The organism is Bacillus sp. VA13 (assembly GCF_055710085.1).
The window spans coordinates 484,053-507,746 of record NZ_JBVQPP010000003.1; the positions used below are offsets into that span (position 1 = coordinate 484,053).

Consider the following 23,694-nt stretch of genomic DNA (forward strand, 5'->3'; position numbering starts at 1 on the left):
CTAGATTCCCTATTTCACATTTTCTCTTTTTTTATGAAAAAACCTTCTTTTTAGTACCAGATACTAATATCTAGTGTTATAATCTGATCATAAGGAGTGATACATATGTCAAAAGCAAAAATTTCAGCTATCGGCACCTATGCGCCGAGCAGGCGCTTAACCAATGCTGATTTAGAAAAGATCGTTGATACGTCAGATGAATGGATTGTTCAGCGCACAGGAATGAGAGAACGCCGTATTGCGGATGAACAGCAGTTTACCTCTGATTTATGCATCGAAGCGGTGAAGGATCTTAAGAGCCGTTATGAAGGGACACTTGATGATGTCGATATGATCCTCGTTGCCACAACAACATCCGATTATGCCTTTCCGAGTACGGCATGCCGTGTGCAGGAATATTTCGGCTGGGAAAGCACCGGCGCGTTGGATATTAATGCGACGTGCGCCGGGCTGACATACGGCCTTCATTTGGCAAACGGATTAATCACATCCGGCCTTCATCAAAAAATTCTCGTCATCGCCGGAGAGACACTGTCAAAAGTAACGGATTATACCGATCGAACGACATGCGTTCTGTTCGGCGACGCTGCAGGTGCGCTGTTGGTTGAACGAGACGAAGAGGCGCCCGGATTTCTTGCGTCTGTCCATGGAACAAGCGGGAACGGCGGAGATATTTTGTATCGTGCCGGACTGCGGAATGAACGAAACGGGGTGCAGCTTGCCGGTTCCGGTAAAATGGTCCAAAACGGCCGTGAAGTGTATAAATGGGCAGCGAGAACCGTTCCCCGCGAATTTGAACGTCTTTTACATCAAGCAGGTCTGACAAGCTGCGACCTCGATTGGTTTGTGCCTCACAGCGCCAACTTGCGCATGATCGAGTCGATTTGTGAAAAAACACCTTTCCCGATTGAAAAAACGCTCACCAGTGTCGAATACTACGGAAACACGTCTTCTGTTTCGATTGTTTTGGCGCTGGATCTCGCAGTGAAAGCCGGAAAGCTGAAAAAAGATCAAACCGTGATGCTTTTCGGATTTGGCGGCGGATTAACCTATACAGGATTGCTTGTCAAATGGGGAATGTAATAAAAAAAGAACTTGTTTCAAAGGAAACAAGTTCTTTTTCATTATGAAGCCGGCTGTTCTTCTGAAGTTTCTTCCTTTCGGCTTAACATTGTAAAGTAAGTAATGCTCAGCAAAATCATAACGAGGGCAATGCCGATTAAGACGCCGGCCATCTGCCACATGTAGCCAAAATCCCCGTTTGAAATGACCGCTCTGAACCCGTTAATGCTGTAGGTCATCGGCAATGCGCCATGGATGACTTGATAGAAATTCGGAAGCAATTCTAACGGGAAGGTTCCTCCGCTGGCACCGAGCTGCAGCACCAAAATAATGACTGCGATAAATCGTCCCGGATTGCCCATCGTTGTCGCCAAAAATTGAATCATCGCTAGGAAAGCGAGACTCGTAATGATCGTAAACACGTAAAATCTCCACGTGCTCTCTACCTCGAGACCAATTCCAAGAAGCAGAACCGTCGCCACAATCAGCGATTGAATAATTCCAACGAGCATCATGACATTGAATTTGCTGAAGAACCACTCAAAACCGTTTCTAGGACGTCCTGACGCTTCCTTCAGCGGGAAGACCACCGTCAGCATGATGCCGCCGACATACAAGCCCATTGACAGGATATAAGGTGTCAGCCCTGTTCCATAGTTAGGAACAGAATGGATGGCATCATCTTTGGTTTTAACCGGATCGGCAAACATGCCGTATGTTTGATCGTCAGCATCGATATCTCCTGTTTGATCAGCCGCATCCTTCAGCTTACTAGACAGCTCTCCTGTGCCGTCCAATAGCTTGCCTAAACCTGTATCAAGTGAAGCAGATCCGTCTGCGAGTTTTGATGATCCGCTTTGGACTTGTTTAGACCCGTCTAACAGTTTCAACAATCCGCCAGATACTTGACTGCTTCCTGTCACCAATTGCTCTGAGCCTGCTTTTGCTTTTGCGAATTGCTTATTATATTCACCGATACCCGCTGTCAGTTTATTTTGGTTTTCAGTCAGCTGCTGTGAACCGTTGTATATCTTCTGGGTTCCTTCAGTTAATCTGTCAATCGCATCTTGAGTCGTTTTTGCGCCGTTATAAAGCTTAGATGTAGCTTCCGGCAATGCTTTTAGCTGTGCCACCTGCGCTTTCACATCTTCCAGAGAGCTTTTAATCGTTGCAATGTCAGGCAGCTGATCAGCAGTAGGAAGCTGGCTTAAAATTTGATCAAAATCAGGCGCATCAACTTGCGGAAGCTGCTTCTCAACAGAGTTGATCAGCTGGCTCTTTTGCTCCGCTGTTAAGAAGTCACTCGAATTGATGAGATTTTTAAATGCCTGATCACGGTTTTTTAAGCTGTTTTCAAAGTCCGTCAGCTGTTTTTGGAAATCTTTCATCGCTGTTTCTGACTTTTCAAGGTTGTTCACAGCTGTTTCAAGCTTCGTTAAATCGACTGCATTTATGAGCTTTTCCGCTTTTGCTGCTTTCTCAGAACCTTCTTGGGCTTTACTGTTGAGCTGATCCAGCCCGTTTGTGAGATTAGGCAAGCCCTGCTGCACTTTTTGAAGTCCGGCAAGAAGCTCATTCATCTTGCCTGTCAGCTCGCCTGATCCTGCCGCAAGCTTTCCTGAGTTTTCATAAATCGTATTGCTGCTGTCCTGGAATTTTCCGAGCGAGCTGTCAAGTGATTGGATACCGCTTGTCACCTGAGCCGCTCCATCCGCAAGCTGCGCCGTTTTGTCACTGATAGTGGCGGTGCTTTCCTTCAGCTTCTCCAGGTTATCTTTCAGCTGGGCGCTTCCGTTTTTCGCATCCTTTGTGCCATCATCAATTTTTTTCGCTCCGCTGCTCGCGTCGCTCAAACCTTTGGCGATATCTTTAAAGTTATCAAAAATGACTTTCGTATATTGCTCGGTCACTTCTTTAGAAACAGAGGCTTTTAGTTTATCAATCGCTTTTTCACCGATCGTTGCCCCTACATAGTTCGAACCGGCATTCGTATGGTATTTCAGATCCAGCTTTTTCGGATTTTTGTCCAATACAGTGCTGGCATTCTTAGAAAAATCCTCAGGAATCTCGACAACTAAATAGTATTTTTGATTTAATAAGTCCTTTAACGATTGGTCAAGATCACTGGAAAAATGCCAATCAAAGTTATCATTATCCTTTAATTCTTTGACCAGATCATCACCGATTTGAAGTTTTTCTCCTTCATACGTTGCCCCTTTGTCTTGGTTGACGACAACGACAGGCAGCTGGTCAACTGTGCCGTATGGGTCCCAATAAGCCTTTAAGAACACGCCGCTGTAAATAAGCGGGACAAACAAAATGGCAATGATGGGAATTAATAATTTTTTACTCGTTACGATGTCTTTCCACTGACTTCGTATTGTGTTCATCCTGATGCCTCCATTCTAAAACTGACTCATCATAAAAAATGGTCATTTTGTTGCAAAGAGAAAGGATTATCTAGTTGGCTGACAATCCTTTGACAACATACAATTCAAGCAGTTCCGCAATCGTCTCTTTATCGAGCGGGGGATGCTGTTTTTCCCAATCAAAAATGAGCGCGATATAAAGCTTCAGCATCACAAAAGCTGTCAGCTCAGGATCGCACGGCTTGATTGCACCGTTCTTAATCCCGTCTTCAATCTTACTTTTTATATAAGACAGAATGCCTCTCTCCATTTTCTGGATCACTTCCTGAACTGCCATTGTACCAATCTCAGCATTTTCTTGGAAAATTTTAATCGTCAGCTGATGTGTTTTCCTGAACTCCAGAATGGCAAACAGCGCCCTGTGCACATTTTCATGGAACGGAAGGTTCGGCTCCATCGCTTCGTCCGCTTTTTGCTTCATTTCCTTCAATAAAGTAGTGAAAATCTCGTCAAACAGCTCTTCTTTGTTTTTGAAAAAAGTATAAATGGTTCCCTTCCCCACGTTCGCAAGCTTTGCCACAAGATCCATTGTCGTCGCTTTATACCCGAACTGCGTGAAAGATTTTGTGGCCGCCTCCAAAATGAGCTTTTTTCGATCTATTGACATTGTATTCACCTCGAAACTGACCATTTGAACATTTTAGTCATTAAGTACATATGCAAATGTATCATAACCTGCTGATCAATTCAATCATTTTCTTTACACAATATTGCCATTGCACAACAAAAAAACCTCCGCCAGAGCGGAGGTTTTTAACTGAATAAATAGGTAAGCGCGTCAGACACGGCAGCTTTTCCTTGATCGATGCAGTCGGGAATTCCAACACCTTCAAAAGAAGCGCCTGTCACGTAGACACCCGGATATGCGGAGGCCAGTGCTTCGCGCAGTTCTTTGATGCGCTGCTTATGGCCGACATGGTACTGCGGCATGCTTTCATGCCAGCGGGTGACACATGTCATTTCCGGCTCCCCGTTTATGTTCATGACTTTCTTTAAGTCTTCTAACACAATGTTGATAATGTCGTTATCTGAGAGATCGACAATTGATTCGTCTCCGGCTTTTCCGACATATGCCCGAAGCAGCGTTTTGCCTTCAGGCGCTGCGTGCGGCCATTTTTTGTTTGTCCACGTACAGGCTGTGATCGCGAAATCACTGTTTCTTGAGATAACAAAGCCCGTTCCCTCATGCTCCATTTGGACGGCGCCTTCAGGGAAGCCCAAGGCGACATTTGCCACGGATGTGGAGTGCATATTTTTCAAATGAGAAATGGCAGGAAGCTCAGAAAGCATTCCTGCAGCCGCTTTATGCGGAGCAGTCACAATCACTGATTCAGCATCAAGTATGACGCCGTTATCCAGTTCGAGCGAGTAGCCAGTGCCGCCGCGGCTGATCTTGGTCACTTTTGTCCCTTTGTATACCTTCGTCAGCTTTAATTGCTTTTCAATCTCTTCGACAAGAGTCTGCAAACCCGTTGAAAGGGTCTGGAACTGCCCTTGCTTTTTAGCTGTGAGCTGCTGGCCGGAGCCTTGAGGCCTTGTTTTTTTCATGCCGAGAATTAAGCTTCTGTGCTTTTGTTCCGTCTGGTAAAATTGCGGAAAAGTCGACATTAGACTGAGCTTGTCAATGTCACCAGCGTAGATGCCTGATAGAAGCGGCTCGATTAAATTCTCAACCACTTCATCTCCGACACGTCTGCGGAAAAATTCTCCCAATGACTGGTCGTCTTTTGACTTGCTTGCAGGCAGGATGAAATCCATAGCAGCCCTTGCCTTCCCAGACACAGAAAACAGACCAGTTGAAACGAACGGCGCAATTTTTGTCGGTATCCCCATCACGGCGCCCTTCGGCATTGGATGCAGGGTGCGGTTTACAAGCACATAGGATTGTCCTGTTGCATTGTTGACAAGCAAATGTTCAAGGCCGACATCTTTGACAAGCTGCGGAGCGCTTGTCTTCCGTTCCAAAAATGAGTCAGGCCCTCTTTCGATGATATAGCCGTCTTTCTTGACAGTTTGAATTTTCCCGCCGACTCTCGGACTTGCCTCAACAAGCGTCAGCTCAAGGGGCAGATTTTTTTCTATGATTTCTTTTTCCATATAGAAGGCGGCGGCTAAACCGGTAATGCCGCCGCCGATGATGACTACATGTTTTTTGCCGTCACTCATGTTCATCGCCTTCTTTAACGTCCTAATTTTTTTAATACAACTGTTGCTAATGCATCAATAAATTCCGGCTTTGCATTCGGCATTTCCGGGCGGTAGTAGCTTGCATCGATATCGTCTGTAACCACTTTGCATTCATAATCATTATCATAAAGCACTTCTAAATGATCTGCTACAAATCCGACAGGGACATATACGAATGCCTGATAACCTTTTTGTTCGAATAAATCACGCGTTAAATCCTGGACATCAGGCCCGAGCCAAGGATCAGGCGTGTTCCCTTCGCTTTGCCAGCCGACAGCATATTCGGAAACGCCTGCGCCTTCAGCAATCAATTTCGCCGATTCATGAAGCTGGTCCGGGTACGGGTCTCCAAATTCTTTGATTTTTTCCGGCAGACTGTGTGCAGATACAATGAGCATCGCGTTATCTCTATCATCTTCAGGCATTGACGCATATGTTTCCTTCACTCGGTCAACCCAGTATTTCACGAATTTCGGTTCATCGTACCAGCTTTCAACAGACGTAATCGTTAAGCCGCCAAGTTTTTCAGCCTCTTCTTTGGCACGTTTGTTGTAGGACTGCACGCTGAACGTGGAGAAATGCGGTGCCAGCACGATGCTGACCGCTTCTGTAATGCCGTCCTTATGCATCTCTGCTACAGCATCTTCAATAAATGGCTCGATATGCTTCAGTCCGATATACGCTTTAAACGTAATCTCGTCCTGAATCTCATTTAAGTGCTGTTCAAGCTTGTGCGCTTGCTCTTCTGTGATTTTGGCAAGCGGTGAAATGCCGCCAATTGCTTCGTATCTGTCTTTCAAATCTTGAAGCATTTCAGGTTCAGGCTTTCTGCCTCTTCTGATATGTGTATAATAACGTTCGATATCTTCTTCTTTATAAGGCGTGCCGTACGCCATAACGAGAAGCCCCATTTTCTTTCTACTCACTGTTTACACCCTCTTTAATGATCTGATACAAACATTTTGACAGGATATCATCCAGATACCAAAAGATATGCTTAGGAATATTGACCCATTTTTTTGTTTTGTGAATATTTATGGACAAATGCTGTCAGTTTTTTCAAAACCTCAGGACTGACGTCAGGAAATACCCCGTGTCCAAGGTTAAAAATGAAGCTGTCCGATTTCATGCCCTGATCAAGTATTTCCGTCGTTTTCTTCTCAATGATTTCCCATGGCGCAAGCAAAATGGACGGGTCCAGGTTGCCCTGCACTGTTTTAGTGATGCCTTTTGATCTGGCTTCATCAATGCTGAGTCTCCAATCGAGCCCGACAACATCGAGGGGCAGGTCATGCCAATCACCTGCCAGATGGCTTGCACCTACACCAAACATGATCAGCGGCACATTCTCCTCCGCAAGCTCTGAAAAGATCCGGTTCATCACGGGTTTGATGTATGTTCTGTAATCTGCTTGATTCAGCGCGCCGACCCACGAATCAAAAATTTGAATCGCTTTTGCGCCTGCCTTAATTTGCGCTTTCACGTACACAATGATCATGTCGGCAAGCTTGGACATCAGCAGGTTCCATGCATCCGGCATGCTGTACATGAAGGCTTTTGTTTTATTGTAGTTTTTCGACGGACCGCCTTCGATCATATAACTGGCCAGCGTAAAAGGCGCCCCTGAGAAACCGATGAGCGGGACGTTGAGCTGCTCATTGACAAGCAGTTTAATCGTCTCAAGCACGTACGGCACGTCCTGTTCCGGATCAATCTGACCGAGTTTTTCAATGTCCGCCAGAGACCGGATCGGCTGATCAATCACAGGCCCGATCCCGTTTTTGATTTCAACATCCACACCGATTGACGGCAGCGGAGTCATGATATCTTTATAAAGGATTGCAGCATCGACTCCGTATTGCTCAACCGGCAGTCTTGTGACATACGCACAAAGTTCCGGCTGATGTGTAATGTCAAACAATCCGTACTTTTCCTTCAGCTTACGGTATTCCGGCTGTGATCGCCCTGCTTGTCTCATATACCATACAGGCGTGTGATCCGCTTTTTCTCCCCGTGCCGCTTTTAAAAACGTCTCGTTAAACGTTTCTCGTTTACTCATCTGATTTCCACCTTTCATACTGCAACCATACGTTCGTATTTCTTGACTTATTACACTATACCTTGTTTTAGGCAAATGGTATAGAAGTGAGGCTCAAAGTTCAAAAAATCGCCGAATTCCATTAAGAGGAAAACAATTTAGGCTGAACGTAATCGGTTCCTTCCCCTTCTCTCTTTGTCTGTGTATTATAAGGCACAATTTTATAAGAAGCGCCCGAAAACAAGTTGGCATAAGGGATTTCATAGCTTCCCTTTCCTTCAACTGAATCAAGAAGCGTCTCCTTGCCGTCCTTATTTACATAAATTCTGTATACGGCCCGATCATCCTCTTGAGCGTCCCATTTTAATTCAATGGTAAAAAGCCCCGCAGCTTTAAATGTGTAATCTGCTTTCAGTGTTTTGACCGGCTCCAGCTTAATTGGGCTTTCCAGTTCTTTGACGTTTTTAGGCTTCGTAAACACAGAACCGGTTTCTCCAGCCTGTGTCAAAATATCCTTAAACAGTCTCGTCGAATACGCGCTGCCGCCTTTTAAGTAATGGCTTTGATCCGTTTTGTCATAGCCCATCCAGACAGCCCCGGTTATTTTCGGCGTATAGCCTGCAAACCAGGCGTCCTTAGTCGCTCCGGAGACGCCAGTATAAGAAGTAGAACCGGTTTTTCCCGCCAGGTCGCCGTGATAAGTGCCGGACGTTGCCGTTCCGTTTTTGACCACCTGCTGCAGCATTCTGGTCATATTCCAGGACGTTTGCTTGCTGAATACCCGCTTTCCTTCTTCTTTATGATCGGCTATTGTTTCTCCGTCTTCATCCTTTATGCTGGAAATAAAGTACGGTTCAGTATACGTTCCATTCGCGGCAAACGTATGAAATGCGCCGGCAAGCTGGAGCGGCGAAACGCCTTTTTCCAAGCCGCCTAGAGCGAGAGCAAGCCCTTCATCAGGGATATCAATGCCGTTTGCTTTCAAATAAGACTTTCCTGTTTCGACGCCTATTTCATTCAGCGTCCAGACAGCCGGCGCGTTTTTGCTGTACGTAATGGCGTCAGACATGGTCACTTCGCCCTCATACTGGCTGTCATAGTTTTTCGGCGTATAATCTCCGTAGGATTGTAGCTCATCCTTCAATAGAGAGTAGGGCCTAAATTTCTTTTCCTGCATCGCCGGTCCGTATACTGCAAGCGGCTTAAATGTGGAACCCGGCTGGCGGGCAGCTGTGACACGGTTGTACCCTTTAGCTGTGTAATCTCTTCCGCCGATCGCCGCTTCCACACCGCCTGTCTTGTTATTGATAAAGACCGCGCTTCCTTCGGCATTCTGATCTGTTCCGGGATAATAGCTTCCCTGCTTCATCACCTGATAAGCCGTCTTTTGCAGCTTTGAATCGAGAGGCACCTTGATCGTATATCCGCCTTGAAGGAGCTGCTCTCCGGAAATCGAGTACTTGTCCTCCGCCTCTTCAATCACAAGATCAATATAGCTGTCAAACCATGGTGTTTCCGACTGCTTCTTCACGTTCAGCCCAAGCGTCCTCCCCTGCGCGCTGACAGCCTCTTTCGCACTGATGTAGCCTTGGTCATTCATCATGCCAAGAATCGTATCACGCCGCTCCTTACTTTTATCTGGATGCAAAACCGGAGAATACGTAGAAGGCGCCTTCGGAATAGCGGCCAAAACCGCACCTTCGGATACAGTTAAATCTTTTACTTCTTTATTAAAATAATAGTGGGACGCCGCTTGTATGCCGTAGACTCCATGTCCGAAGTAAAGCTGGTTCAAATACATTTCCAGCAGCTTGTCCTTGCTGTAATCCCGTTCAAGATTGATCGCAATGATCACTTCTTTTGTTTTTCTTAAAAACGTTTTATCATGTGTCAGAAAAATATTTTTGGCAAGCTGCTGGGTGATCGTGCTTCCGCCTTCCACCTTTCCGCCTGCTAATATATCGCGATATACTGCCCTTCCGACAGATTTTGCATCAATACCGTGATGCTCATAGAACCTTTTATCCTCAACAGCGATAAACGCTTCTCTGACCTGCTTCGGAATCTCATTGATCGAGACAGGCTCACGATTTTCTGTATACAGGCTTGCAACTTCATCTCCGTTTTGATCCACAATTTTTGAAGATGCATGAAGAATGAGCTTCTTTTCATCAATGACATAATGTCCGAGAAAAATAATTGAAATATATCCTATTAAAGCGAGAAAAGCAGTTAACACTAAAATAATGATGGGTATAAATAGTTTCTTTTTCTTTATCTTAAACATGAACTCACCTCGCCTTTCTAAAGGTAGTATGGGAAAAATTGTTTGGAATTATGTTCGAAGCACTCGCCAATAGAAACTTATACCATTGTTTTGATATACTAGCAAGCAGGAGGTGGCTGATATGAAGGTTTATATTACATATGGGACAGCCGATTTTTTAAAAACGATCGTAAAGAAGCATCCCTCGGAAAATATACTTTTGATGCAGGGGCAGGAAAACGCGATTTTGATCCACGAAACAAGCGGAGATACGGTTTTCCAGGCACCCCACGCTTATGAAGTGATTGACCAAGCCGGAGAGATGAAGCATCCCGGTTTTGCAGTATTGAACAATATTGCCGTCACTCAGGAAGGACGTCCGCTGTTTGAAAACAAATTTAAAAACAGAGCGGGAAAAGTCGAAAGCGAGCCCGGTTTTGAAGCGATTCGTGTGCTCCGTCCGCTTGACAGTGACACCTATGTCATTCTCACCTTGTGGGAAACGGAAAGAGCCTTTCAAGATTGGCAGCAGTCCGATTCATACAAAGAAGCCCACAAAAAACGCGGCACGTCTGCCGGAATTGATACAACGTCAATCTTCTCCCGGCCTTCGTATGTCACCACATATTCCGCTGTCGAATAGTTGCCGGCGTGTCCGGCAGCTTATTTATTGGACGGAAAGCAAAGTGAAAAATTGTGCCCGTGCTACGGTTTCCACTTCGGATATGATGATTACGAGATGCAGCGCGCGGATAGTTCATTTTTAAAGCCCTCGGAAAGCATCATCGGTTACAGAAAAAACTGGCTTGCCGATGGGGCATCATTTTTTCACCTGAATGCTACCCGGAACATCAGCAAAAAGCGAATAGAGTCTTATAGCATCATTTGATCGAGCAGCTAAAACAGATCAATGTCTATCTTCCATCATAACCCAGCCTTCCGTCCCGGCACCTTCCGCCCGCCTATGAATAATCTGTAGGAAGCGGAAGGAGTGATCAATGATGGAAGTCGGGATTTTGTCTGTCCATGTTCTGTATGTATTTTTTATTGGGGCGATTATCCTATTTATGCTGCTGCGGAAAGATACGACCTTTATTTCGTTATTCGGCATTTTTATCATATCGCTATGGGCCAGCCATTCACTTTCAGCCTCTGTCAGCAGTTTATTCCACAGCTTTATCTACGCGGCCGGCGAACTGCTGCCCACGATTTTCATCATTTGTTTTATCGTTTCGATGAGTGATTTGTTAACAAAAACAGGGATAAATGAAGCGATGATTTCTCCCTTTGCAAGCCTTGTGAAAGGTCCTGTGACTGCCTACTGGCTGATTGGCGGCCTGATGTTCGCCATTTCTCTCTTCTTCTGGCCTTCTCCAGGTGTCGCTTTGATCGGTGCCATCCTGCTCCCAGCAGCCGCCCGCGCCGGTTTGCCGCCTATTGCCGCAGCCATGGCCATGAACTTATTCGGACACGGTTTTGCTTTGTCAGGAGACTTTGTCATTCAGGCGGCACCAAAGCTGACAGCGGATGCAGCAGGCATTCCAGTCGGTGATGTCATCTCAGCGAGTATTCCCCTTGTGCTGATTATGGGCGTGACCACAACAACTGCTGCATTTATCATGATTCAGCGCGAACGCAAAAAACAGCTGGGTCCAGCTTCTTTTTCCCCTGTACGTTCTGGCGAACAAGACACCTCGCTGTACTTGCCAAAACGCCTGCGGTCCATACTGGCTTTTATAATTCCGCTTGTCTTTCTTGCGGATATTGCCTGCATGCTCTTGTTTAACCTACAGGGAAATGATGCGACCGCTTTAATTGGCGGGTCTGCCATCTGCATCCTCCTGATCGTTCATTTTCTCGTGTATAAGCAAAAAGGGCTTGAAAAAATCACCGGTTATTTTATTGATGGATTCCAGTTCGGCTTTAAGGTTTTCGGCCCCGTCATCCCGATTGCCGCTTTCTTTTATCTTGGTGACTCAGGCTATAAAAACATACTAGGCACTTCACTCCCTAAAGGCTCCCACGGAATTGTCAATGATCTCGGCATTGCTTTATCCCACATGATGCCCATGTCAAAGGAGCTTGCCGCTGCTGCTTTAACTGCCGCCGGAGCCATAACCGGCCTCGACGGATCAGGGTTTTCAGGCATTTCTCTCGCAGGCTCTATCGCCAAGCTCTTTTCGTCCGCACTTCATACTGATCCCGCCGTTCTGACCGCGCTCGGCCAAATATCTGCCATCTGGGTGGGCGGCGGAACACTGGTCCCATGGGCGCTGATTCCCGCGGCGGCCATTTGCAAAGTTGATCCTTTTGAGCTTGCCAGAAAAAACTTCATTCCCGTTGCAATTGGCCTTTCAGTGACAACCATCGCAGCCATGATATTGCTTTGAAATTCGACGAGTTGAAATATTCAGACTTTTTCTATACAATCATGGAAAAGCATAGAAAAAGGGGGAAGCGGCTTTGTCCATATCCATACTGCAGAAAGAGATAAACAAACAGCTCGACAGCTGTTTTGAAGAAATGGTCGAGATCAGACGCCATTTTCATATGTATCCTGAGCTCTCGTTTCAAGAAGAAAAAACCGCTGCATTTATTGCTTCCTATTATGAATCGTTAGGAGTCCCGATCCGCACGAATGTCGGTGGCAGAGGGGTTTTAGCATATATAGAAGGAAGCGAACCAGGCCCCACCGTCGCTTTGCGGGCCGACTTTGACGCCCTTCCCATTCAAGATGAAAAAGATGTTCCTTACGCCTCCAAAGCGCCAGGTGTCATGCACGCATGCGGCCATGACGGCCATACGGCAGCTCTTCTCGCAGTGGCGAAGGTCCTTCACCAAAACAGACATGAGCTGAAGGGAACATTTGTGATGATCCACCAGCATGCGGAAGAATATTATCCGGGAGGCGCAAAGCCAATGATCGATGACGGCTGTCTCGAAAACGCGGATGTGATATTCGGCACGCATCTTTGGGCGACTGAGCCGCTCGGAACCATTCTCTGCCGCCCCGGCGCCGTGATGGCGGCGGCGGACCGATTCACGATAAAAATCCTCGGGAAGGGCGGCCACGGCGCTCACCCGCATGATACAAAAGACGCCGTCCTGATCGGCTCGCAAATCGTTTCCTCCTTGCAGCACATTGTCAGCCGCAAAGTCAACCCGATTCAATCCGCCGTCATTTCGACCGGCTCGTTCATCGCCGACAACCCGTTTAATGTCATCGCAGACCAAGCGACACTCATCGGTACAGCGCGTTCTTTTGACGAAAATGTCCGTACTATTCTGGAGAAAGAAATTGAAGGGGTTGTAAAAGGAGTGTGCAGCATGCACGGTGCATCCTATGAGTACAACTATGAACGGGGCTATCCGGCGGTTGTAAACCATCCTGCAGAAACGAGCCACTTGGTCAGCATCGCAAAGAACACAGAGGGCGTTCAGCAGGTCATTGACGGTGAACCGCAAATGGGCGGCGAGGATTTTGCTTATTACTTACAAAACGTCAAAGGCACCTTTTTCTTTACAGGTGCCGCTCCTGAACAGCCAGAGCGCGTCTATTCCCACCACCATCCGAAATTTGATATCAATGAAAAAGCGATGCTGACTGCGGCCAAGGTCCTTGCGGGCGCCGCGATTACCTATCATAAGCTATAAAAAAACAGCCGGAGTGTTTATTCTCCGGCTGTTTCCTTTGATATTCTCAGGTGAAAAACGTGTCTTGCCGTCTCTCCAAGCTGAGCAAGCAGCTTATAATTGGCAATTCCGCCGACAGCTGCTCCTACTCCGGGTAAAAGCTGCAAAAGCTTCACGACGTCGATATAATCGCGATATTCCTGCTGGAACACTCTCCAATCGATGCTCTTTTTCTCCGTCTCCCAATTGTCGATGACAGAAAAAAGCGCTTTGCGGCAGTCATCACTCGAAAACGCAAGCTGAAACACAAGCAGCAAGAACATTCTTTCTTGTGCATCCTTCACATCAAAGCCATAAATGGAGGATAAGGTAAATAAACACTTCATTTTAATCGAAAGCAGCAGCGGGAAATCTGCAATACCTAAAAAAATGCCGCCCGCTCCGGTGCCGACTCCCTCAGCAACTGCCACTTTCTGATAAGAAACAATCGTTTTTTTCGCCAATTCGTTTTTTTCACTGAGCGACAGTGCACTTGTATCCTTTTTATAAGTGATGATATTGGAGCCGGCCATTGTCGCTTCTACCATTTTTCTTACACTCTCGGTGACGACCGTATGGATTTTTTCAGGAATCCGTTCATTCACCTTCGTCTGGACACGCTTCGAAAAGCGTTCAAACATGGAATCCTTTCGCAAAAAATGCATTTTCCATTCCAAAGCTTCCTGCATCAGCAGCTGATTATCTGTCATTTGATTACCTCTTTTCAGTTCACAGCTTTCCGTGCTTTTTCAGCCTGGTTGTCATATAAGCAGGCAAAACAACAAAAATCAGAACGGCAGAACCGATCAGCGCGTACAGAAAACCGGTCAAGCCGGCTGCATAGGCAGATGCAACAGACATCAGCAGCGCTTGAATACTAAGTGCAGTTTTTAATAGAGAGAAATAGCTTTTCAGCTTTGTTTCTTTTTTCACAGGGTACAGCTCTTGAAGCGCCAGATGGTCAAAGTGGCCGAAGAGCGGCAGAAGCTGAATGCCCGTAATGAAAATGGCAAACACAGTCAAAACCGCTGCAATCAGCGGGCTAGCTGAGACATACATAATGATCAGCGCGAAAACGATCGTTAATCTGACAAGAATGCCCAAATAATCACTCGAACGCAAAAAGGCGCGGGTGAACATATAGGCAAATGTTTTGCGCTGTTCAAACGGCACAAGCCGCAGCAAAAAGTCGAGATAAGCTCTGCGTTTGGCTTGCTTTCGCAAATGCGGCACATCAGTAAACAGGTTGGCAATCCGATAGAAACGCTGCTTTCGTCTCAATTCGGACTCAATATGGCTCTCCCATTTAAATGTTTTCCGTTTTGCTGCGGAAGACATATACAGATAAAGAACAGCCATAATGACATAGACGAGAAGCGCATACATATAAACAGATTGGAAAACAAAATAAAGAACGAGTGTATTCGCCGCAAAGCGAATGATGACGTCCATCCGTTTCATGCTGCGGTCGTTTTGGAAAGTCGTGCGCCATTCCATTACCTGATTCCACGCTTTCAGCAGCAACAGTTGGACAAAGACCGCGGCATACGATACGAGCGAAGCCCCCGGTGTGACTGCGAAATAAAGCGGCATCGCAACGATGCTCAGCGCAATAAGCGGAAACAGCTGAGACACATAGCTGTAGACAAACGCCTGCTTCAAGTAAGGCTCCATTTTTGCTTCAAGAGGCAATAAGAAAACAAGGTCAGCCTCCTTCAAAAGCGTTCGCACATAAGAGCTTGTCAACACGAGCGAAAACAGCACGGCCATCACCCAAAAGGACGGAAAGTGAGCGGGAATGTCCCGTATCCATTTGCTGTACCAGCTTGCAGCGCCCGCTAGAAAAAAAATCAAAACAATGACGAGGTGATCATTGAGCATATATTTCATGTATGTTCTTGTTTCTTTGATATGCTCCTGCAGCCGCGACTGCCAAATATCAAGCATATTATTCATGGCCAGCGTCTTCCTTTGTAAGCTCAAGATACAAATCGTCCAGCGCCGCGTCCTTCATTCCAAACTGCTCTCTGAGCTCTGACAGCGTGCCGCGCGCCCGCACCTCGCCGTTATGTAAAATAATAAACGAATCGCAATAGCGTTCTGCCGTTGCCAAAATGTGCGTTGACATCAGCACGCTCGCCCCGCCCTTTTTCGCTTCATTCATCCGCTCAAGCAGCGCGTTAATGGCAAGCGGATCAAGCCCTAGAAAAGGCTCATCAATAATGTAGAGCGCAGGCTCTGCCAAAAATGCGCACATAATCATAACCTTCTGCTTCATTCCTTTAGAAAAATGGGCCGGGAACCACTTCAGCCTCTTTTCCATTCGGAATTCCTTTAAAAGCGGAGGCAGCCTTTTCTCCATCGTTTCTTTTGACAGTCCATATGCCATGGCTGTTAGTTCAAGATGCTCCATCAGCGTCAATTCTTCGTATAAAACAGGTGTTTCAGGTATATAGGTAAATTGTGAACGGTAGCCTTCCGGATCCTCAGCAAACGTTTTACCGTTTAATTCGATTGAACCTTTATGCGGGTCCATCAGCCCGATGATGTGTCTGATTGTTGTACTTTTACCAGCACCATTCAGCCCGATTAAGCCGACAATTTGATTCGGTTCAAGGGTGAATGATACGTTTTTTAAAACCGGATTCCTTGTATATCCGCCGGTCAAGTCTTTTACCGATAGCAGAGACATAGTTTCTCCCCTTATAGTGTTTTTCTTCATAGTACCAAAAACAAGGCCTGATTTGAAACAATTCCCTTTTAACAAATGATGAATTTGCTGTCATAAAGAGACAGGTTCTGGACATCATAATAGTTGTAGAGGAAAAGCATATCAACTGAAAAATGAGGTGTTTGTCAAAGACGTCTTAGAAACAGTTGGATAGAAAATAAACATGTCCAATGCTCAAACCATTTCTCTTCACTGAATTGATGAATTCTTCATGTATGAAGCAAATTGTCAAATGAGGTGTTTATCGCAGGAATCGTTAGGCATTAAACAAGTCTTCATTTTATTGACAAATGAGGTGCTTACCAAAGGCATAACACATTTTCTTCATATAAGCTCTTCCTCTGCATTCAGGGTGAACGCTCGCCGTTCATCCTGTTTTCTATTTTCTGCATTTCTGTGGTACGATGAGTGTATACATACTAAACAATTTCATAAGGAGGAACCCTCATGCATTGTGCAGAGAATTGTATCTTTTGTAAAATTATTGCCGGCGACATTCCATCCGCGAAGGTGTATGAAGATGAACATGTACTTGCCTTTCTTGATATCAGCCAAGTGACAAAAGGCCATACGCTTGTCATTCCGAAAACACATATTGAGAATGTATATGAATTTACAGATGAATTAGCAAAACAATATTTCCATGCGGTTCCGAAAATCGCCCGCGCTATCCGGGATGAATTTGAACCGATCGGCTTAAATACGCTGAACAATAACGGCGAAAAAGCTGGACAATCTGTGTTCCACTACCATATGCATATTATCCCTCGCTACGGAAAAGGAGATGGATTCGGAGCGGTTTGGAAAACGCATGCTGATGATTATAAACCGGAGGATCTGCAGAACATCTCTTCCTCTATCGCAAAACGCCTGGCCTCATCATAAGATGAGGTTATTTTATTTTGTGAACATTCCGCAAACACCCGTCAATTTCTTTTGATAATTCTAATTTTTTATCAAAAAACTGAATTTTTGTGATAGGATAATTGTATTATTTTATACATTAACGTGGAAAACAGGGAGAGATCATAATGGAACGTACAACGAATTTTAACGCAGGTCCTGCAGCGCTGCCACTGGAAGTTCTGGAAAAAGCACAGAAAGAATTTATTGATTTTAACGAATCCGGCATGTCTGTTATGGAGCTTTCCCACCGCAGCAAAGAGTATGAAGCGGTGCACCAAAAAGCGAAAAGCCTTTTAATTGAACTGATGGGCATCCCGGAAGATTACGATATTTTGTTTCTTCAAGGCGGGGCAAGCCTTCAATTCTCAATGCTTCCAATGAACTTTTTAACACCTGAAAAAACCGCGCATTTTGTGATGACTGGGGCTTGGTCCGAAAAAGCCCTCGCTGAAGCAAAGCTGTTCGGGAACACCTCTGTAACAGCTACAAGTGAAGGAGATCATTACAGCTACATTCCGGAGATTGACCTTACGGATGTAAAAGACAGCGCGTATTTACATATCACGTCCAACAATACGATTTTCGGCACACAGTGGCAGGAATTCCCGAATTCCCCTATTCCACTCGTCGCTGACATGTCCAGCGATATTTTAAGCAGAAAAATTGATGTGTCCAAGTTTGACGTGATCTACGGAGGCGCTCAAAAGAACCTCGGCCCTTCCGGCGTGACAGTTGTCATCATGAAAAAAACTTGGCTGCAGAATGAAAATGCGAACGTTCCAAAAATCCTGAAATATTCAACGCATGTCAAAGCGGACTCACTCTACAACACTCCGCCGACATTTGCGATTTATATGCTGAGCCTTGTTCTGGAATGGCTGAAGGAAAACGGCGGTGTGGAAGCTGCTGAACAGCGCAATGAGCAAAAAGCACAAGTGCTTTACAGCTGTATTGATGAAAGCAACGGATTCTATAAAGGGCATGTCAGAAAGGACAGCCGCTCACGTATGAACGTTACCTTCACGCTTCGTGATGACGAATTAACGAAAACATTCGTTCAGGAAGCAAAAGAAGCGAAAATGGTCGGGCTTGGCGGACACCGTTCAGTAGGAGGCTGCCGCGCTTCTATTTATAACGCGGTGTCTCTCGAAGACTGTGAAAAATTAGCTGCGTTCATGAAGAAATTCCAGCAAGAAAATGAGTAAAAAGTCTGGCTATGCAAACGATCCGTTTGGTATACTGTTTGCATATCATATTCTTTAAGCCTTCGCAATAAATGACGAGCATATTATTGGAGGGCAAAAAGCTTAGCAGAGGAGAGCATAGAGATGAAAACAAAAGAGTTAGTCATTATGGCTCTGTTTGCCGCAATCGGCGCAGCGCTTCATTCCATTATTCCGCCCTTTTTAGGCGGCATGAAACCAGATATGATGCTGATCATGATGTTCATGGGCATCCTTCTGTTCCCGCGGGTGCAAAACGTACTCGTCATCGGGATTGTGACCGGAATCATCTCCGCGCTTACAACCGCATTTCCAGCCGGACAGATTCCTAACATCATCGATAAACCCGTGTCCGCGTTTCTGTTCTTCATCCTGTTCCTCTTGTTCAGAAAGAACCAGAAAACAGGTGCAGCCGCTGTGCTGACAGCAATCGGGACCATCTTATCGGGAATTGTATTTTTATCGTCAGCTTTATTGATCGTCGGTTTGCCCGGCGGTTTTGCCGCACTGTTCGCAGCAGTTGTTCTGCCGGCAACTGTGCTGAATACAATTGCAATGATCATTATTTATCCAATTGTCCAAACCATTTTAAGACGATCGAGCTTTATGGAAGCTGCTAAATAATTGTCACACAAAACCTCTTCCGCTTCCGGGAGAGGTTTTTTCCGGACAGAGAGCCCGCAGCATGTCAGCATGTTTTAAGCGAAGAGTTTTGTGAAAAAGATAAGACATAGTGTAAAGGCGGTTCCGGTTGAACAAACAAGCGCTTTCTGCCGGATGACCTTTTTGGGCGGATAAGAAGCAGCCTGGCTGAGAAGTCTGATATAGTAAACAGCGCCTGAAGCGAAGGCAAGGGTGATGCAGGATAACACAATCATAAAGACAGACAACCTTCTCCCTCCTTTTCACTTAAAAAATATGCTAAAATAAAGCAAGCTATGTATAGAAGTTCAGGCTTTCAACAAAAATGAAAAATGCTGAATGAATCCTATTTTCAAGAAAAAGACGGGGTGATTGTAATGGCGGACGGACGTTCTCTATTAACAGGACTATTCGTAGGCGGCATCATCGGAGGAGCAGCAGTTCTTCTTTCTGCACCTTCCTCAGGAAAGCAGCTGCGTGAAAAAATGAAAACCAATTATGATTCTTTCGAAGAAACGATCAAACGCTTAAAATCAGACGGGCTTGCATTAAAAGACCAGCTGATCAAAGCGGCAAAAGAAAGTACAGATGTCATTAAAGACGTGAGCGGCGAGCTCCAAACGTCCATTAAAAAATGGCAGGAAGAGATCAAGCCTCACCAGCAGGATCTGCAAAAAGAAATCGCTGATATTGAAGAGAAAATCAGACAGCTGGAGAAAACCTTACAAAACTAATATCCTATTCTAAAGAAAAAAATGCGGGCCAAAATTAGACCCGCATTTTTTTTTGCCGAAAAAGCCTCTCACCGCAATGGATTGTGAATTTATTAAAAAATTCTTACATTTTCATCTTTATTAATCTTTATTTTATTGGCATAATAGAGAAAAAGAAAAAGAGAAGCAGGTGACGTAATGAATCGAGTGGAACCGCCCTATGATGTGAAAGAGGCTCTGGTCTTCACCCAGAAAATGGCTCAGCTTAGCAAGGCTCTTTGGAAATCGATCGAGAAGGATTGGCAGCAATGGCTCAAACCGTATGACCTGAATATTAATGAGCATCATATTTTATGGATTGCGTATCAATTGAATGGAGCTTCCATTTCTGAAATCGCGAAATTCGGGGTCATGCACGTATCAACCGCATTCAACTTTTCAAAAAAGCTGGAAGAACGAGGATATTTAAGATTCTCCAAACGGCTGAATGATAAACGGAACACATACGTCCAATTGACTGAGGAAGGCACTGAGGTATTCTGGAGCTTGCTTGAGGAATTTGATCCGACACGCAACGCGGTTTTTAAAGGGTCACAGCCTCTGTATCATTTATTCGGAAAATTCCCTGAAGTGGCTGAAATGATGTGTATGATACGCCATATCTACGGCGATGATTTTATGGAAATTTTCGAAACGTCACTCACCAATATTGACAATGACTTTGAAAGCGCAAACGGAAAACTGAAGAAAAAAGCAAAGGACAGTGCGGCGGATGAACCGGCAGAAGAGCTCGAACCTGTAAACAGTTAATCAAAGTGCTTCATGATATCAATAAAGACTTCCATCAGCTCTTGATAAAGCCCCTGCTCATACAGGGCAAAAATCGTTTCATGAACATCTAACTTTTCATTCAGCTGTCCGGCAAAAAGCGCAAGGAGCTTATCGAAGGTTACAAATCCTTGCGCTTTTTGTGCTGCCAGCTCTCCCGACAATTCATCGCATATCCTCATAACCTCTTCCCCCTCTTCCCTGCTCAGCCCTTTATCAATGAGAAGCGCATAGAAGGGGTACCTGTCCATATCTACTGTTTTCACTAATAATTGTATGTAATATTCTAATCGCTTAATGCGATGATCCATCGAATCCATCCACACCACTTCTTTCTATCTTTAATCTTATTTTAGCTGATAATTCACTGAGAAGAAAGTTCTAACCCCATATTTCGCAGTTTGTTTGCTTGTTTCAAAAAAATACCTGCCGGATGATATTTTTTCTTAAAAAAGCATTGATTTTTTCTCTTGGGAGGAGTAAATTATTTTGAGATTCTATTCAAGATGTATGGAAGGATGACTTTGATGAATTGCTGGAAGACCATAAATCTCATGAAGGATTATGGTGCCGTTCGCATAATATTAACTGCTGTATGTTTTATGATTTTGGTTTTTATATCTACCTTTTTAGCATTTGAGCTGCTGCGGCCTGGCACAAGCTTAAGCGATGAATATGTACCTTTGTTCGGCGGTTTGCTCGTCGTTATTCTATTTGTACATAAAGTCATCCATGTCCTGCCAATCATCTGCAAAAAAAGAAAAATAGAAAAAAAGTTTTATATACTACGCATGCGTACATGGAAACGAATACCAAAAACAACAATGCTGATTTCACTCGTAAGCCCGTTCTTGCTGATTACGCCTGTACTGTTTTACGCCGCGCTGGCTTTTCCGAATCACGCCCATTATTTCTGCATGATTTCGGGCATTCATGCCGGCTACTGTCTGCCTGACTTCTTGCTGGCTCTCAAGCTGATAAAAGCGCCGAAAGCCGCTTTCATTGATCAGGAAGCAGACGGCTTGGATATTCTTGTTGAAAAGTAGCCAATCCTTGGCGCTAGTGGCGATTTTTCAATTTGCATTCTATCTTTTTTAATAAATATTTGGTAATGTAATATGGGACAGTTCAGAGAGAGGGGGAATCTCCCATCATTTTATTCTATTTTATCGTGGCTGCCGTGTTTATTTTATATTTCATAAACAGGCTCACCAATACATTATGCCTTGTCAGAGAGATTCCTGAAGAGCGGCAAGATAAGGTATTCCGATTTATTAACGTATCTATATTAATTTTACTGATCTCTTCGTTTGTGGAGATCTCCTTTACAGTGTAAATACGAAAGAAAGCATAGCTGCTGATTCAGCAGCTATGCTTTTTTATTTTGATTAGTACAGCCAAGAAGCGCCGATGATAATCAATAAAATAAATAACACAACCAATAAAGCGAATCCGCCTGCAAATACTTCACCCATCTTAAAAAGCACCTCCTGTAAAAAGCTTTATTTACCAATTACATCTTATGCAATTCATGTTTGAAACGATTAGGCGCTAGTGAAAATAAAGGATCGCTTATCTTGCAAGCGATCCCCGGGCTGCTTAGTAGATGTAAGCTGCACCTACGATGATAAGCAAAATGAACAGTACTACAAGCAGTGCGAATCCGTTAGAGTATCCTCCGCTCATGTTACATACCTCCTTTTCTTGATCAATATATAAGTATGCCATCAGCAAAAGTTTGACTAGACGAATGCCCTTTATTTAAAATCTTTTTACAGAAAGCCACAATATGTTATGATACGCATAGGTAATTTAATTTGGAATGATTAGGAGTGTTTGAAAACAATGAAGAAAATCGCAATAGCAGCTATCACTGCTACAAGCATCCTCGCTCTCAGTGCTTGCAGCAGCGGCGACAAAGAAGTCATCGCAAAAACAGACGCAGGCGATGTAACAAAAGGCGAGCTTTACACAAACATGAAGAAAACAGCTGGTGCAAGCGTCCTGACACAGCTGGTGCAAGAAAAAGTATTAGACAAGAAATATAAAGTGACAGATAAAGAAATTGACAACAAACTAAAAGAATACAAAACACAGCTTGGCGATCAATATACTGCTCTCGAAGAGCAATATGGCAAGGATTACCTTAAAGAACAAGTAAAATATGAATTGCTCACGCAAAAGGCAGCTAAAGATAACATCAAAGTAACAGATGCTGATACTAAAGAGTACTGGGAAGGCTTAAAAGACAAAATCCATGCAAGCCACATCCTTGTCGCTGATAAAAAGACAGCTGAAGAAGTAGAGAAAAAGCTGAAAAAAGGCGAGAAATTTGAAGACCTTGCGAAAGAATACTCTACAGACAGCTCTGCTTCACAAGGCGGGGACCTTGGCTGGTTCGCAAAAGAAGGCCAAATGGACGAAACGTTCAGCAAAGCTGCATTCAAATTAAAAACAGGTGAAGTCAGTGATCCTGTCAAAACACAATACGGCTACCATATCATCAAAAAGACAGAAGAACGCGGTAAATACGAAGATATGAAAAAAGATCTGAAATCTGAAGTGCTTGAACAAAAACTAAATGACAGCACAGCCGTTCAGGAAGCTGTTCAAAAAGTCATGAAGAAAGCTGACGTTGAAGTGAAGGATAAAGACCTGAAAGACACATTTAACACGTCTTCAACAAGCAGCAGTTCTAAATAATAAAAAAGCTGTGCAGGCTCATTGAGCTGCACAGCTTTTTTTATGCGATGGAATGGTTTGGATTTTCTTCATCATGCTGTTGAGAACTTCGGCGTTCTCTCTCCTTTTCCATCCTCTCTATATAAATCTGCCCTTCTTTTTCAATAAAGGACTGGTCTACTTTTTCTTCCTCCTTGGCTGCCGCCACAAGTTTATATGCACTGAAAATGATACCTACAATACAAAGATACACCCACCATGGAAAAAATAACACGGGCTCCTCCCCCTTTTTGCATAGATTCTTTATTCTTAACC

General features: G+C 44.6%; 26 protein-coding genes and 1 pseudogene. 13 read left to right on the forward strand and 14 right to left on the reverse strand.

The features are described 5' to 3' along the window. Nucleotides 1-105: 105 nt before the first annotated feature. Nucleotides 106-1,083 carry a beta-ketoacyl-ACP synthase III FabHB gene (gene fabHB, locus AC0C66_RS14440; protein WP_090558601.1) on the forward strand — a complete coding sequence of 326 codons (978 nt, stop codon included), beginning with the start codon at nt 106-108 and terminating at the stop codon, nt 1,081-1,083. A 41-nt stretch (nt 1,084-1,124) separates the two neighbouring features. Here the strand turns inward: fabHB and AC0C66_RS14445 are convergent, their stop codons facing one another. The 6 genes from AC0C66_RS14445 to AC0C66_RS14470 all read right to left on the reverse strand — a co-directional run bounded on the left by AC0C66_RS14445 (nt 1,125) and on the right by AC0C66_RS14470 (nt 10,003). Next, nucleotides 1,125-3,452, reverse strand: coding sequence for a YhgE/Pip family protein (locus tag AC0C66_RS14445; protein ID WP_461845687.1), 2,328 nt, complete (start codon nt 3,450-3,452; stop codon nt 1,125-1,127). Between the two features lie 70 nt (nt 3,453-3,522). Next, on the reverse strand, nt 3,523-4,098 hold the full coding sequence (locus AC0C66_RS14450) for a TetR/AcrR family transcriptional regulator (RefSeq protein ID WP_014113248.1): 576 nt from the start codon (nt 4,096-4,098) through the stop codon (nt 3,523-3,525). A 146-nt stretch (nt 4,099-4,244) separates the two neighbouring features. Next, the gene (gene hemY / locus AC0C66_RS14455) at nt 4,245-5,657 is read right to left on the reverse strand and encodes a protoporphyrinogen oxidase (protein WP_072182335.1); all 1,413 of its coding nucleotides are present in this window, start codon (nt 5,655-5,657) and stop codon (nt 4,245-4,247) included. 14 nt (nt 5,658-5,671) lie between these two features. After that, on the reverse strand, nt 5,672-6,604 hold the full coding sequence (gene hemH, locus AC0C66_RS14460) for a ferrochelatase (protein WP_072182336.1): 933 nt from the start codon (nt 6,602-6,604) through the stop codon (nt 5,672-5,674). Between the two features lie 71 nt (nt 6,605-6,675). Beyond that, complete coding sequence (gene hemE / locus AC0C66_RS14465) at nt 6,676-7,737, reverse strand: uroporphyrinogen decarboxylase (protein ID WP_072182337.1); 1,062 nt, start codon at nt 7,735-7,737, stop codon at nt 6,676-6,678. A gap of 121 nt (nt 7,738-7,858) precedes the next feature. Continuing rightward, the gene (locus AC0C66_RS14470; protein ID WP_072182338.1) at nt 7,859-10,003 is read right to left on the reverse strand and encodes a transglycosylase domain-containing protein; all 2,145 of its coding nucleotides are present in this window, start codon (nt 10,001-10,003) and stop codon (nt 7,859-7,861) included. 121 nt (nt 10,004-10,124) lie between these two features. On the opposite strand from AC0C66_RS14470, the gene hmoB reads away from it, so the two are divergent. The 4 genes and pseudogenes from hmoB (at nt 10,125) to sndC (ending at nt 13,636) form a co-directional block, all read left to right on the forward strand. Then, nucleotides 10,125-10,625 (forward strand): heme-degrading oxygenase HmoB, encoded by a 501-nt coding sequence (gene hmoB / locus AC0C66_RS14475; RefSeq protein ID WP_014113243.1) that lies wholly within the window; start codon nt 10,125-10,127, stop codon nt 10,623-10,625. Between the two features lie 48 nt (nt 10,626-10,673). Next, nucleotides 10,674-10,861: pseudogene (locus AC0C66_RS14480) on the forward strand (hypothetical protein); the annotation flags it as partial. A gap of 119 nt (nt 10,862-10,980) precedes the next feature. Continuing rightward, nucleotides 10,981-12,372, forward strand: coding sequence for a hypothetical protein (locus AC0C66_RS14485; protein WP_072182339.1), 1,392 nt, complete (start codon nt 10,981-10,983; stop codon nt 12,370-12,372). A 73-nt stretch (nt 12,373-12,445) separates the two neighbouring features. Next, nucleotides 12,446-13,636, forward strand: a complete 1,191-nt coding sequence (gene sndC, locus AC0C66_RS14490; protein WP_072182340.1) for an N-acetyl amino acid acetylase SndC — start codon at nt 12,446-12,448, stop codon at nt 13,634-13,636. A 17-nt stretch (nt 13,637-13,653) separates the two neighbouring features. Here sndC and AC0C66_RS14495 read toward each other — a convergent pair whose 3' ends face one another. Genes AC0C66_RS14495 through ecsA form a run of 3 tightly spaced genes read right to left on the reverse strand, consistent with a single transcriptional unit; the run spans nt 13,654 to nt 16,346 of the window. Then, complete coding sequence (locus AC0C66_RS14495; RefSeq protein WP_472973608.1) at nt 13,654-14,364, reverse strand: EcsC family protein; 711 nt, start codon at nt 14,362-14,364, stop codon at nt 13,654-13,656. A gap of 19 nt (nt 14,365-14,383) precedes the next feature. Further along, the gene (ecsB, locus tag AC0C66_RS14500; protein ID WP_017695369.1) at nt 14,384-15,610 is read right to left on the reverse strand and encodes an ABC transporter permease EcsB; all 1,227 of its coding nucleotides are present in this window, start codon (nt 15,608-15,610) and stop codon (nt 14,384-14,386) included. Continuing rightward, complete coding sequence (gene ecsA, locus AC0C66_RS14505) at nt 15,603-16,346, reverse strand: ABC transporter ATP-binding protein EcsA (RefSeq protein WP_003233230.1); 744 nt, start codon at nt 16,344-16,346, stop codon at nt 15,603-15,605. The genes ecsB and ecsA overlap by 8 nt, the downstream gene beginning before the upstream one ends. A 486-nt stretch (nt 16,347-16,832) precedes the next feature. Between ecsA and AC0C66_RS14510 the strand changes: the two genes are divergently transcribed. The 3 genes from AC0C66_RS14510 (at nt 16,833) to trpP (ending at nt 19,138) form a co-directional block, all read left to right on the forward strand. Beyond that, on the forward strand, nt 16,833-17,270 hold the full coding sequence (locus tag AC0C66_RS14510) for an HIT family protein (protein ID WP_003233231.1): 438 nt from the start codon (nt 16,833-16,835) through the stop codon (nt 17,268-17,270). A 146-nt stretch (nt 17,271-17,416) separates the two neighbouring features. Next, on the forward strand, nt 17,417-18,496 hold the full coding sequence (gene serC / locus AC0C66_RS14515; RefSeq protein ID WP_472973609.1) for a 3-phosphoserine/phosphohydroxythreonine transaminase: 1,080 nt from the start codon (nt 17,417-17,419) through the stop codon (nt 18,494-18,496). 123 nt (nt 18,497-18,619) lie between these two features. After that, nucleotides 18,620-19,138, forward strand: coding sequence for a tryptophan transporter TrpP (gene trpP, locus AC0C66_RS14520; RefSeq protein ID WP_090558587.1), 519 nt, complete (start codon nt 18,620-18,622; stop codon nt 19,136-19,138). 74 nt (nt 19,139-19,212) lie between these two features. Here the strand turns inward: trpP and AC0C66_RS14525 are convergent, their stop codons facing one another. Continuing rightward, complete coding sequence (locus AC0C66_RS14525; RefSeq protein WP_003239499.1) at nt 19,213-19,404, reverse strand: membrane protein YhzF; 192 nt, start codon at nt 19,402-19,404, stop codon at nt 19,213-19,215. 129 nt (nt 19,405-19,533) lie between these two features. On the opposite strand from AC0C66_RS14525, the gene AC0C66_RS14530 reads away from it, so the two are divergent. Together AC0C66_RS14530 and AC0C66_RS14535 are read left to right on the forward strand one after the other, a co-directional pair. Continuing rightward, a complete protein-coding gene (locus tag AC0C66_RS14530; protein WP_003224279.1) occupies nt 19,534-19,890 on the forward strand; it encodes a YtxH domain-containing protein in 357 nt (118 codons plus the stop codon). A gap of 177 nt (nt 19,891-20,067) precedes the next feature. Next, nucleotides 20,068-20,679, forward strand: a complete 612-nt coding sequence (locus AC0C66_RS14535; protein WP_014113235.1) for an HTH-type transcriptional regulator Hpr — start codon at nt 20,068-20,070, stop codon at nt 20,677-20,679. Here AC0C66_RS14535 and AC0C66_RS14540 read toward each other — a convergent pair. Further along, a complete protein-coding gene (locus AC0C66_RS14540) occupies nt 20,676-21,017 on the reverse strand; it encodes a YhaI family protein (RefSeq protein ID WP_472973610.1) in 342 nt (113 codons plus the stop codon). The genes AC0C66_RS14535 and AC0C66_RS14540 overlap by 4 nt on opposite strands. Before the next feature lie 207 nt (nt 21,018-21,224). Between AC0C66_RS14540 and AC0C66_RS14545 the strand changes: the two genes are divergently transcribed. After that, the gene (locus AC0C66_RS14545) at nt 21,225-21,743 is read left to right on the forward strand and encodes a DUF3267 domain-containing protein (protein WP_019713826.1); all 519 of its coding nucleotides are present in this window, start codon (nt 21,225-21,227) and stop codon (nt 21,741-21,743) included. Nucleotides 21,744-21,850: 107 nt separating this feature from the next. Beyond that, nucleotides 21,851-22,033: a hypothetical protein gene (locus tag AC0C66_RS14550; protein WP_024571667.1), complete on the forward strand. Its 183-nt coding sequence runs from the start codon at nt 21,851-21,853 to the stop codon at nt 22,031-22,033. Between the two features lie 52 nt (nt 22,034-22,085). Here the strand turns inward: AC0C66_RS14550 and yhzE2 are convergent, their stop codons facing one another. Both yhzE2 and yhzE1 read right to left on the reverse strand, forming a co-directional pair. Continuing rightward, nucleotides 22,086-22,172 (reverse strand): sporulation protein YhzE2, encoded by an 87-nt coding sequence (gene yhzE2 / locus AC0C66_RS14555; protein ID WP_003155248.1) that lies wholly within the window; start codon nt 22,170-22,172, stop codon nt 22,086-22,088. A gap of 124 nt (nt 22,173-22,296) precedes the next feature. Continuing rightward, nucleotides 22,297-22,383 carry a sporulation protein YhzE1 gene (gene yhzE1, locus AC0C66_RS14560; RefSeq protein WP_003327753.1) on the reverse strand — a complete coding sequence of 29 codons (87 nt, stop codon included), beginning with the start codon at nt 22,381-22,383 and terminating at the stop codon, nt 22,297-22,299. A gap of 159 nt (nt 22,384-22,542) precedes the next feature. On the opposite strand from yhzE1, the gene prsA reads away from it, so the two are divergent. Continuing rightward, nucleotides 22,543-23,400: a peptidylprolyl isomerase PrsA gene (prsA, locus tag AC0C66_RS14565; protein WP_061188285.1), complete on the forward strand. Its 858-nt coding sequence runs from the start codon at nt 22,543-22,545 to the stop codon at nt 23,398-23,400. Between the two features lie 40 nt (nt 23,401-23,440). On the opposite strand, the gene yhaL is transcribed toward prsA, so the two are convergent. After that, entirely contained in the window at nt 23,441-23,653 is a 213-nt protein-coding gene (yhaL, locus tag AC0C66_RS14570; RefSeq protein WP_061188284.1) for a sporulation protein YhaL, read from the reverse strand. Nucleotides 23,654-23,694 lie beyond the last annotated feature (41 nt).